This is a genomic window from Parvularcula marina (genome assembly GCF_003399445.1).
Lineage (GTDB): Bacteria > Pseudomonadota > Alphaproteobacteria > Caulobacterales > Parvularculaceae > Parvularcula > Parvularcula marina.
In genome coordinates, this window is sequence record NZ_QUQO01000002.1 from 30,743 (window position 1) to 42,554 (window position 11,812).

4 protein-coding genes are annotated in these 11,812 nt (G+C 57.1%); all 4 read right to left on the reverse strand.

Features of this window, described 5'->3' with window-relative positions; genetic code table 11:
• Nucleotides 1-29 precede the first annotated feature (29 nt).
• Nucleotides 30-8,024: a beta strand repeat-containing protein gene (locus DX908_RS14115; protein WP_116393139.1), complete on the reverse strand. Its 7,995-nt coding sequence runs from the start codon at nucleotides 8,022-8,024 to the stop codon at nucleotides 30-32.
• A 354-nt stretch (nucleotides 8,025-8,378) separates the two neighbouring features.
• Complete coding sequence (locus tag DX908_RS14120) at nucleotides 8,379-9,116, reverse strand: proteasome-type protease (protein WP_116393140.1); 738 nt, start codon at nucleotides 9,114-9,116, stop codon at nucleotides 8,379-8,381.
• Nucleotides 9,117-9,231: 115 nt separating this feature from the next.
• On the reverse strand, nucleotides 9,232-10,263 hold the full coding sequence (locus DX908_RS14125) for an alpha-E domain-containing protein (protein ID WP_116393141.1): 1,032 nt from the start codon (nucleotides 10,261-10,263) through the stop codon (nucleotides 9,232-9,234).
• 1 nt (nucleotide 10,264) lies between these two features.
• Entirely contained in the window at nucleotides 10,265-11,686 is a 1,422-nt protein-coding gene (locus DX908_RS14130; RefSeq protein WP_116393142.1) for a circularly permuted type 2 ATP-grasp protein, read from the reverse strand.
• Nucleotides 11,687-11,812 lie beyond the last annotated feature (126 nt).

Consider the following 11,812-nt stretch of genomic DNA (forward strand, 5'->3'; position numbering starts at 1 on the left):
CTTACCGACCGCTGGAGCCGAGCGACATCTTAGTGGAGGAACTCCGCAAAGATATCCATCAGCTCGGTCTTGGTGAAGTCGTCTGACGGAATGTCGAACGGGCCGACCTCCATGACCGGACGATCCATATCCATGATGGTCTTGTCGACGCCCGGCACGAAAGGTTCGTCATATTTGTCGAAGCCATAGGTGAGGACTTCCTCATCCGTCTGCCAGAAGCCTTGGAAGTTCTTCGGCGTATCCGCAAACGGATTAAGCGAGAGGACTTCATCGAGCTCGAAATTGGTATTCGGGCTGACATCAAGAATGCTCAGGATACTGCCATCGCTGAAGGTAATCGACAGGCCATTGTCCGTCATCAGAGTCGGCATCTCTGCGAACGGACCCGCAGCGATAAGGGCATCAATGCTGCCCAGGGTCGTGAAATCGTCCAGCGCCTCGAAGAAGTCCGCGGCACTGAAAGAACCAACACTGCCATCCGTCAGGACAATGTCGAAGCAGATCTGGTCTTCCTGATTGCCATCGAAATCGACAATGAAGTCGACCCCGAAATTGCCGGTGATGTCAGTGATGTTGCCGCTGGCATCCGTGGTCACGAGAATTTCGAAGACAAAGTCATCGGCGCCTTCTTCGCCATACATGATGTCAGTCCCTGAGCCGCTGACAAGCGTGTCATCATGCATCCCGCCATAATAGACGTTGAAGTTCGCGCCATCCGCACCGCCAAAGAGCAGGTCATCACCGTCACCCCCGTAAAGGGCATCATCTCCGTTATTGCCGAAGAGCGTGTCATTGCCTGCGCCGCCGAAGAGATTATCGCCGCCGGTATAGGTCAAGACGCCATCAATGACTTCGACGGACTGGAAGCCATTGTCACTGCCGCCGTCGATGAAATCATCACCGTCATTGCCGTGGACAATGTCATTGCCTGAGCCGCCCTGCAGGACGTCATTGCCAGCATTGCCGTAGAGGACATCATCCCCGGCGCTGCCGTCGATCATGTCATTGCCGGCGCCGCCTGCGACATAGTCATCGCCGCCTTCGCCATCGAGGCAGTCGTCATCAACCCCGCCTTCGATGGAGTCATTTCCATCCGCACCGAGAATGGTGTCGAGGCCTTCACCGCCAAGCAGCGTGTCAGCCGATGCGCCGCCATCGATCTGGTCGTCACCGGCATCGCCGCTGATCACATCGAAGCCGTCTTCGCCGCGCAGGATGTCATCGCCATTACCGCCGGAAATCGTGTCATCATGATTGCCGCCATCGATGAAGTCATTGCCGTTGACGCCTTCGAGAACGTCATTGCCGTTCTCGCCGAAGATCTTGTCATCGCCATCATCGCCGAAGAAGCCCGGCTCGACGTCAAAGGCATCCGACCCCGAAATCGAGTCCGCGCCATTGCCGCCCAGCATGGTGTCATTGCCATGGCCGCCGCGGATATCATCGGCGCCGTCTTCGCCTTCGATGAAGTCATCATCATCATTGCCGTTCAGGTTGTCATCGCCTGCGCCGCCAAAGATCTTGTCATCGCCGGCACTGCCATCGATGTCGTCATTGCCGTCTTCGCCGAAGAGGATGTCTTCGTCCTTGCCGCCATCGATGTCGTCCGCACCGATACCGCCGAGGATCGTATCCTGCCCGTCCGAGCCCTGAAGATTGTCTTCGCCGCCTTCACCGAAGATGAGGTCATCGCCGTCATTGCCGGTGATGTCGTCGCCGCGGCCGGTTTCATCCCCGCCGACGATGATGTCATTGCCGGCATCCCCTTTGATGGAGTCGATCCCGGCTCCGCCAAAGAGAAGGTCGTCATCATTGCCGCCGCGCATGGTGTCGCGGCCATTGCCGCCCAGCATGGTGTCATTGCCGTCTTCACCGACGAGGCGGTCGGCCCCATTGTCGCCAAAGACGAGATCATCGCCGAAGCCTGCACGGATGATGTCGTCGCCTTCATCACCGCAGATCTCGTCATTGCCGGCGTTCCCGTAAAGCCGGTCACGCTCGGCACCGCCGGAGATCAGGTCATCACCCTTGCCGCCACGGATCGTGTCGACGCCGTCATTGCCCTGCAGCTCGTCGTCGTCGTCGCCGCCTTCGATCGAGTCATCCCCGCCCTGACCAGCGATTTTGTCATTACCCGCATTACCTTCGAGCGTGTCATTGCCGTCAGGCCCTTTGAAGATGTCCTTTCCGGCCGCATCACCGACGATAATGTCATCACCGCCCTGACCCTTGACGAGGTCATCGCCCTTACCAGCGGCGACCGTGTCATCGCCGCTGCCTGCGGTGACATCATCATCACCTGTCAGCGCATAGATCAGGTCATTGCCGCCGCGGCCGTCGATCCGGTCGCTGCCATAAAGATCTTCGCCCAGCCCCGGGAAGGTTTCCGCCGTGTCGTCACCGATAATGACACCGCCATTAAACGTGCCGGTGACGAGGGTGACGGTTGCGGTGTCCGTCCCGCCATTGCCGTCATCGACAAGGTAGGTGAACTGATCAACGCCCTTGAAGCCGCTATCGGCCACATAGGTAAAGCTGCCATCGCTGTTGAGCGTCAACGTGCCATGAGAGACATCCGAGACTAGGCTCGTCGTGAGAACGTCGCTGGCGTCCACATCGGTGTCATTGTCGAGGACGTTCCCGGCAATGATCTCTCCGACAGGGCTGTAGCAGTAATCGTCCTCGGCTTCGGGCGCGTCATTCACGCCTTTGATGGTGACTGTCACGGTCGCGGTGTCAAAGCCGCCATTGCCGTCACTTACGGTGTATTCAAACGTGTCCGTCGCTGTCTCACCGACGGCCAGATACTCGAACTGGCCATTCGGATCATAGGTGAAGGTGCCGTCCACATTGAGCGTGACCGAGCCGATCGTCGCGCTGTCATCAAAGCTATCGACAGTCAGGACATCAGATGTATCCGGATCGGTATCGTTGGACAGGACGTTAATGGGTGCAGACGGATTATCCTCATCGGTCACCGCCATATCATCATTGGCCGTTGGGACATCGTTCACGCCGCTGATCGTGACTGTCACGGTCGCCGTATCAAATCCGCCATTGCCGTCACTTACAGTGTATTCAAACGTGTCCGTCGCCGTTTCACCGACAGCCAGATATTCAAACTGACCATTGGGATCGTAAGTGACAGTGCTGTCCATATTGAGCGTAACAGAGCCAGTCGTGCCGCTGTCATCAACACTGCTGACGGTCAGGACATCGGATGTATCCGGATCAGTATCGTTACCAAGCACGTCAATCGGCGCGGTCGGATTGTCTTCATCCGCCATCGCCACATCAACATTGGCCGTGGGCGCATCGTTCACGCCAGTGACCGTCACCGTGACGGTCGCGGTGTCGACGACGGCGTCAAATGTCGCCCGGCCGAACAGGACATAGCTCTGGCCTGAGAGAATGCCGTTCGGCGTTCCCGACCTTGCGCCGATGAGGAGGTCGTCAATGCCGTCCCCATTGACATCGCCGGCCGCGGAAATGGCATCACCAATGCGGCCCGCTCCCCCGCCGCCCTGGATGATGAAGCCGTTCGTCCCGTCGAGATCCGCGCGGGTATAAAGAGCCGAAAAACCACCAGCCTTCCCGAACAGAACATATGTCTGTCCGTCCGAGAAGCTCGACCCAGCACCATAGGCACCGATCAGCAGGTCATCATAGCCGTCGCCATTGATGTCCCCTGCATAAGAGACGCTTTCCCCGAGATTTTCAAATTGTGCGAGACCGCGGAAGATGAAGCCATTGGTGCCGTTGAGTGAGCTGGCATCGATGGTTGAAGAGAATGCCCCCGCCTGACCGAAGATCACATAGGCTTCGCCAGTACCGCTATTGACACGGCCCGTACCGACCACAATGTCGTCGATACCATCGCCATTGATATCGCCAGCATTCGATGCGGAAACACCGTTGCGGAAGGACGTACCCCCCGTAAACGTAAATCCGTTGGTTCCGTTCAGCCCACTGACATCTATCGTAGAGCTAAAGGGCTGATCCGAACCGAACACAACATAATAGCGCCCGGCAATGCCGGAGATGACGATATCGTCGATACCATCCGCATTCACATCACCTGCATTCGAGACAGCATTGCCTGAGAGGTCGAAATTTGCGTTTGCTCCATTGACGGCAAAGCCGTTTGCGCCGTTCAAAGAAGACAGCTCGACACTGGCGCCGAAACTGTTGCCGCCGAACACGACATATGTTTTGCCGTTCTCAGCAAAACCATTGGAATCTGCAAAATTGGCCCCGACGATAAGGTCGGAAAATCCGTCATTATTGACGTCACCGCCGCCCGAAACGGAAATGCCGCTTAAATCGAATCCGTTCGCACCGTTCAGGACAAACCCGTTCGTGCCATTCAGCGTGGAAAGATCAAGGACTGGCCCCAGCGGCGAGGTCGTGCCGAATACGACATATGTTTTGCCTGAAAGAGCGCCGTTCGGGGCAGCAACATATGCGCCAACAATGACGTCATCGATGCCATCGCCATTTACGTCTCCGGCATTGGAGACCGAGAACCCGGTCCTGTCATCAACATTGATCCCGCGCAGCTCAATGCCGTTCGTGCCATCGATGCTGGAAAGCTCGAAAGCCGGGTCGAAGCCCATATCGGTTCCGAAGACGATGAAGGCGGATCCCGCCGAGTCGTTATCATTGCTATAGTTCGGGGCACCGATGATAAAATCATCAATACCGTCACCATTGAAGTCACCGGCGGCGGAAACCGATACTCCCGCTTCGGACCGCTCCTGAGGGCCATTGATGACAAATCCAAGCGAGCCATCACCGCCATTTGCCGCAAACAGCGAAGAGAGAAGGATCAATTGCTCAAATTCACCAGCCGTCTGGACTGTGCCACCGTCAGTCACCTGGTAGGTGAAGGTCTCGGTGGTGCTTTCCCCAACCGCCAGATAGTCAAACTGGCCGTTCGGGTCATATGTGAATGTGCCGTCGCTGTTCACCGTCAGCAGGGCTCCTGAAGCCAGCGTGATCTGCTGATCCACATTCGCTTCGTCGCCATTGACCGCATTTACCGTCAGAGGATCGCCGTCTGTGTCAGTATCGGGACCATTGCCGTTATCGACAAGGACATCCCCCATGACGGCGTTGTCTTCGTCGGTGGTGAACGCGTCATCTTGCGCAGTCGGCGCATCATTCACGCCCGTAATCTCGATCGTGACGGTCGTGGTATCCGTCGCGCCATTATTATCCGTGATCGTATAGGTGAACGTGTCGGTCGCGGTCTCACCAACGCCAAGATACTCGAACATGCCGTTGGGGTCATAGTTGAATGTCCCGTCCCCATTGCTGGTGATCAGGGCGCCGGCTGTGCTGGATGCGTCAAAGGCGGTGACACTGAACGTATCGCCCATATCCGGGTCGTAATCGTTGGAGAGGACATTCGCGGTGGTGAACGCCGTGTCCTCATCGGTCGCAAAGCCCATTCCGCTGTCATCGACCGCGACAGGGGCGTCATTCACGCCATTGATGAACAGGTTGAGGACAACACTATCCGTCGCGCCCTGGCTATCGGTCGCGGTGAGGCTATAGGTGAGTTCGAGTTGATCGCCCACCTGAAGGAAGTCGAATACACCCGGCCCAGACGAAAAGAAAACGACCATCTCACCTTCCGTCACCCCCGCACCGATAATCGGATTACTGGCAGGCGACAGGTATGGGAGGAGCTGGGCATTCGACAGCGTACCCGCCTTGTCCCCTGATTGGACAACCCCTGTTATGGAGAGGTTGACGACATCGGAGACATCAACGTCCAGAACATCAGGCATACTGGGGAAGCCCAGGGCGAACCCTGCGTTAAACGCATCTTCGGTGTTCGTGAACATATAGCCCTGCGGTACCGTGAACATCGGCGCGTCATTAACGCCGGTGATGGTCACGGTGACTGTCGCCGTATCAGTTGCCCCGTTATTGTCCGTGATCGTATAAGTGAAGGTGTCGGTCGTGCTTTCACCAACGGCGAGGTAATCGAACATGCCATTGGGGTCGTAGTTGAACGTGCCATCGCCATTGCTGGTGATCAGCGCGCCGGCCATGCTGGATCCGTCAAAGGCGGTGACGCTGAACGTATCCCCCAGATCCGGGTCGTAATCATTGGAAAGGACATTCGCGGTGGTGAACGCCGTATCCTCATCGGTCGCAAAGCCCATGCCGCTGTCGTCGACGGCGACAGGGGCGTCATTCACCCCACTGACAATTGTGGATACAACGGCCGTATCAACGCCGCCATTTCCATCCGATACCGTGATCGTCAGATCGAAGGTCAGGACATCTCCCGCCTGCAGGAACTGGAAGAGCGGGTCGCCATTCGCGTTATAGGTGAGCCAGATTGGGCCAGAGTCGGTTTCGCCGGCCTCGATGACGGTCGCGCCGCCCCTAATTTCGAAATGGGAGAGAATTTCTGCATCGCTGACAACGCCTGCCTTGTCTCCAGACTGGGTGACGCCGGTGATCGACGCCGTCACCACGTCATTGACGTCAACATCGGTGATCTGGAAGGCATTCGGAAAGCCCAAGGGAGACAAGTTGAATAAGTCTTCGTCCGGAACATAGGCGTTCAGGATTGTAAGGTCAGGCGCATCATTCACGCCGGTGATGTTCACCGTAACAGTCGCTGTGTCGGTGCCGCCATTTCCGTCGGATACGGTATAAGTGAACGTATCGGTCGCCGTCTCACCTACGGCGAGATGATCAAACATGCCGTTGGGATTGTAATTGAACGTGCCGTCGCCATTGCTGGTGATCAGAGCGCCAGCCGCACTGGTCGCGTCAAATCCGCTGACGGACAGAACATCCCCCATATCGGCGTCGGTGTCATTGGCCAGCACATTCGCGGTGGTGAAGGTGGTGTCTTCATTCGTCGTGAACCCCATTCCGCTGTCATCGACCGCATCAGGATCATCGTTCTCGCCAGTGATGTTAAACGTCACGATTATGCTGTCCGACGCGCCTTGCGAGTCTGTGGCGGTGACCGTGTAGGTCAGGGTCAGGACATCGCCGGCCTGCAGGAAATCGAACCGTGTCGGATCATTATCCGTACCATGATTAAATCGGAACACACCGCTCGGAGATGTGGTTTCAGTCGCGTCGATCAAGGGGCCGCCGTCATTACTGACAAATTTTGCGATGCTAAGTAGAAGCGCATCACTCAAGACGCCCGCCTTGTCACCAGACTGCACGACATTGGTCACTGAGCCTGTCACCACATCGCTGACATCGACATCAGTAACTACAAATGCCGGGCCGCCAATATTCCGGCCATTATTGTTTGCGCTTTCAGTACCGTTGATGGTCGTGGCCGCGCCAATTTGCGGAGCGTCATTCGCGCCGGTGATAGTCACGGTCACAGTCGCGGTATCTGTAGCGCCATTGCCGTCCGTAATCGTATAGGTGAAGGTGTCTGTCGCGGTCTCTCCCACGGCGAGGTATTCGAACTGTCCGTTCGGATTATAGGTGACGCTGGTGCCGTTATTCGTCACGGTGCCGCCATTGGCGCCTTGCGTTATGGCGGTCACTGCATTCCCGGTTCCGTCATCATTGGCGAGAACAGATATCGTTGTGCCGGCATCCTCTGAAGTGGAGGCGCTGTCATCCATGGCATCCGCAGCGCCGGGTACAATAGGAACAAAAATATCAGCATACGGAAAAGAAGTAATGATGGTGTTTGACGTAATCGTGAACGCTGATCCTGCATTGAACGTGTTATAGGCGATTTCATTCGTCGGAATGATAATGCCGCCACTATTGCCGACACCAACCATCCACAGGCCCGTGCCGCCATTCGACATGGTGAAGGACCGCATTTCGAGGGGGCCGGCGTAAGCGCTCGGACCAGCGGGGATGCCCACAAAGGTGAATTCATCACCCTGGCCGACATTGATATTTCCATCATCGGTCGGCGAGGACATGGCGTTACGCGGTCCGCCAAAAGGGGCGGGGGCCGCGGCAAAGGCGCTCCAGATGCTCTCAAACGTCGCCCAGACTACAAAATTGACCATTTTAGAATTCTCCCCAAATTCTTCGCCGCGAACGAATTTCCGTTATCGGTCAGGGAGTTGTCTCCAGACACTCCCCCAAAAACTGCAGACTCGCCAAGAGTGTAGCTGATCGGGTTTTGCCGCTCCCCCCATTTGGGGGGGCGGCACTGCTGAAAGGCGCAAATACAGTAGGAAAATCGAGAGCTGGAGAGGTTGTCTGGGGAACTGCTCAGCTCAATGCCCGCATTTGGCATCAAGCGGGCGAGAAACGTTGGTCACGAAAGGCGATTTTGTCGTTAGCTAGGGTGAAAGCCGCGCAGGGCGCGACAAGTCTTTTTCAGGACGAGTAGCGCGTTCTATTTGAGCTCTTTCTGCTCAACTCCATTTCGGCGCTTCACGCATCTTGGTGAAGGCTTCACGCAAGGCTGCCGACCATGCATCGCTGAAAGCATGGAAATTCTTGTCGTCCGCTTCGATCCGCCGACGGACGGAAAATTCGAGTGCGCCATTCGGGATCACGGCCACATCAAGCGGCATGCCGACCGACAGGTTCGAGCGAAGGGTTGAGTCCATCGAGACGAGACAGGCGGTCACGCCATCCTCGATTGAGGAGTCCGAAGTGATGACGCGGTCAATGATCGGCTTGCCATATTTGAACTCGCCGAGCTGGAAGAAGGGGGTGTCTTCGGTCGCCTCGATATAGTTCCCGGCCGAATAGATCATGAAGAGCCGCGGTTCGGCCCCGGCGCGCTGGCCAGCGAGGATCATCGTGGCCGCGCTTGATTCATTCATGCCGGTCAGGCCCGGGCCCCACTGGTTTTGTTGGCCCTGCATCAGCCCGCCGAGGAGAGCTGCCGCGCGCGACATGGTCGGCACGTTTAAAAGGGTGTCGCCCTGATGATTGGGATCGTCGATCGCTTCCTGGATCTGGGCGATCACAGCTTGGGTGACGGCGAGGTTGCCCGCGGTCATGATCGCCATGGCCCGGTCACCGGGGACGGTCCAGGTGAACATCTTGCCGAACCGGGCGATGTTATCGACCCCGGCATTGGTCCTTGTATCGGACAGAAGAACCAGCCCGGCCTTCAATTTGAGGGCTACGCAATACGTCATTGATGAGAACTTTCGAGTGGAATGGGGCGCTCGGCTGAGCCGCGGCGCGCATTCATCAAGTAGGTACCCTTAACTCCCAGCGTCAACGGTGCCGCCACGCTGAATTATACACTTCTCAGGACATGGCCTGATTCAGGGACTGTTCCGAGACCTCATCTAAATCTTCGTCTTCCGGCTTGGGGTCAATGGGCAGCGCCATATTGGTAAAATGATAATCGCGCCCAATCTGGGAGGACAGCCAGTTATTGCGTGCGATGAAACGGGTGAGGAATTCGTGCAGGCCGCTTTCGATGACCGCTTCGGCATCATTCTGGCTCAATTCCGTCGCTATACTGGCGCAGATTTCATGGCAGTCGTGGCGTTCAGCATAGAGCCGGGCGAGGCGGTTGAGGTGCTCTGTGATATTCTCGATGCAGAAAGCGAGCGAGCGCGGGCTCCGTGTGTTCAGCACCAGAAAGTCGATCATGTTCTCAAGATCATAACCGCCGCCATAGACCCAGTTATACGCGCGGGCTGAGGAGGTCGCGCGCAGGATCACGGCCCAGTGATAGGTGTCAATCGGGCTGTCGGCGGCGTCTTCGGGCTGGGTCAGCGCGAAATATTCGACATCGAGAAGGCGGGCGGTACAGTCGGCGCGCTCGACAAAGGTTCCCAGACGGAGGAAATCGTAAGTATCATTCCTCAGGATCGTTGAATCGGCGACCCCGCGGAAAAGGGCACATTTCTGCTTGACCGTATCAAGGAAGGGCAGGAGGCGTCCGTCACCCGGTTCAATCGGGCCGGTGCCGAGCAGGCTGTGCCAGAACTCGTTGATGGCTTCCCACATGTCGATGGTCATCGCCGTGCGGATCGAACGGGCATTGGCACGAGCGGCAGCAATCGCCGAATAGATCGAGGACGGATTATCCTGCGAGAATGCCATATGCGCGACGGTATTCAGCTGGTTCAGCTCGGTATGCTGTTCCTTGAATGTGTGCAGGACCCCGGCGGCGGAGAGGATTGCCTCCCATGGCGGCGGCTGGTCGGCAACGCGCGGAATGGCGCTCATCCGTTTCCCGCTTTCAAGCAGGCGGGCCATGTTTTCTGCCCGCTCAACATAGCGGCCAATCCAGTAGAGATTTTCAGCAGTCCGGCTCAGCAGTGCCATTTTACTCTCCCTTGAGGACCCAAGTGTCTTTCACTCCGCCCCCCTGGCTTGAATTGACGACCAGCGAGCCCTCACGCATCGCCACACGGGTCAGCCCGCCCGGCGTGAGGGAGACTGTCATCTCTCCGTTTTTCGATCCCACAAGAGCGAAGGGCCGCAAGTCAACATGGCGCGGCGCGATGTCGCCTTTCGCAAGGGTGGGGCAGGTCGACAGATCCAGCGTCGGCTGGGCGATATATCCCTTCGGGTTCTTCTCGATCGCCTTGGCGAAGACCGCGCGCTGCTCATCAGTCGCATGCGGACCAATCAGCAGGCCATAGCCGCCCGATCCGTGGACTTCCTTGACGACCAGCTCGTCGAGCTTCGAGAGGACATGCGCGCGCTCGGCCGCATCGCTGCATTTCCAGGTCGGTACATTCGACAGGATCGGCTCCTCATCGAAGTAAAACCGCACCATGTCCGGCACATAAGTATAGACCGCCTTGTCATCGGCGATGCCGGCACCCGGCGCACTGATCAGGGTGACGCTGCCTTTCTCGAAAGCATCGATCAGGCCAGGGACACCGAGGATTGAATCCGGGTCGAACCGCTGGGGGTCAAGATATTTGTCGTCGATCCGGCGATAAATGACATCCACTCGCTGCGGCCCGCAGGTCGTCCGCATATAGACAAGGCCATCTTCCGTATAAAGATCAGGACCTTCGACCAGTTCCACGCCCATCTCGTCGGCGAGGAAGCCATGCTCGTAAAAGGCGCTGTTAAACGGACCCGGTGTTAGAACGACGATGGTCGGCTCGCCTTCGCAGAGCGGCGGCTTCACGCTGCGCAGGGTCTCGCGCAGCTGGGAGGGATAGGTGTCGACCGGCAGGACGTGGTTATCTTCGAACAGTTCGGGGAACAGCCGGATCATGATCTCGCGGTTCTCCAGCATATAGGAGACACCGGAGGGCGTGCGGCAATTATCCTCAAGGACGTAGAATTCTTCCGGCCCTGTACGGACGATGTCGATGCCAATAATATGGCTGTAGATCCCTTGCGGCGGATCAATGCCCTTCATCGCAGGCAAATAGGCATCATTCTGATAGATGAGGTCCTCGGGGATGATGCCGGCCTTGATAATCTCCGCATCGTGATAAACATCCCAGATGAACCGGTTGAGGACGCGGGCCCGCTGGTCGATCCCTTTGGAGAGGGTCTCCCATTCGCTATTGGTGAAAATGCGCGGGAAGATGTCGAACGGGATCAGGCGCTCAGGGTCACCGCCTTCGCCATAGACAGAGAACGTGATGCCGACCTTCCGGAAGATGGTCTCGGCTTCATCACGTTTCTGCTGGAGGATTTTCGCCCCGGTCTTCTCAATCCAGGTATTGATTGTCTTGTACGGGGTACGGACCGCAGCACTCGGTCCCATTTCATCAAACATGTTTCCTGCGTTTATTTTTGCACCGCGAAAACTTTCGCACATTTCTGTTAGTTGTGCGAGATAGTTAGCAGAGCCTTGAGCGGTTCTGTGTAAAAAAGTGCACATAAACTAGCGAAGCTGGAAAGG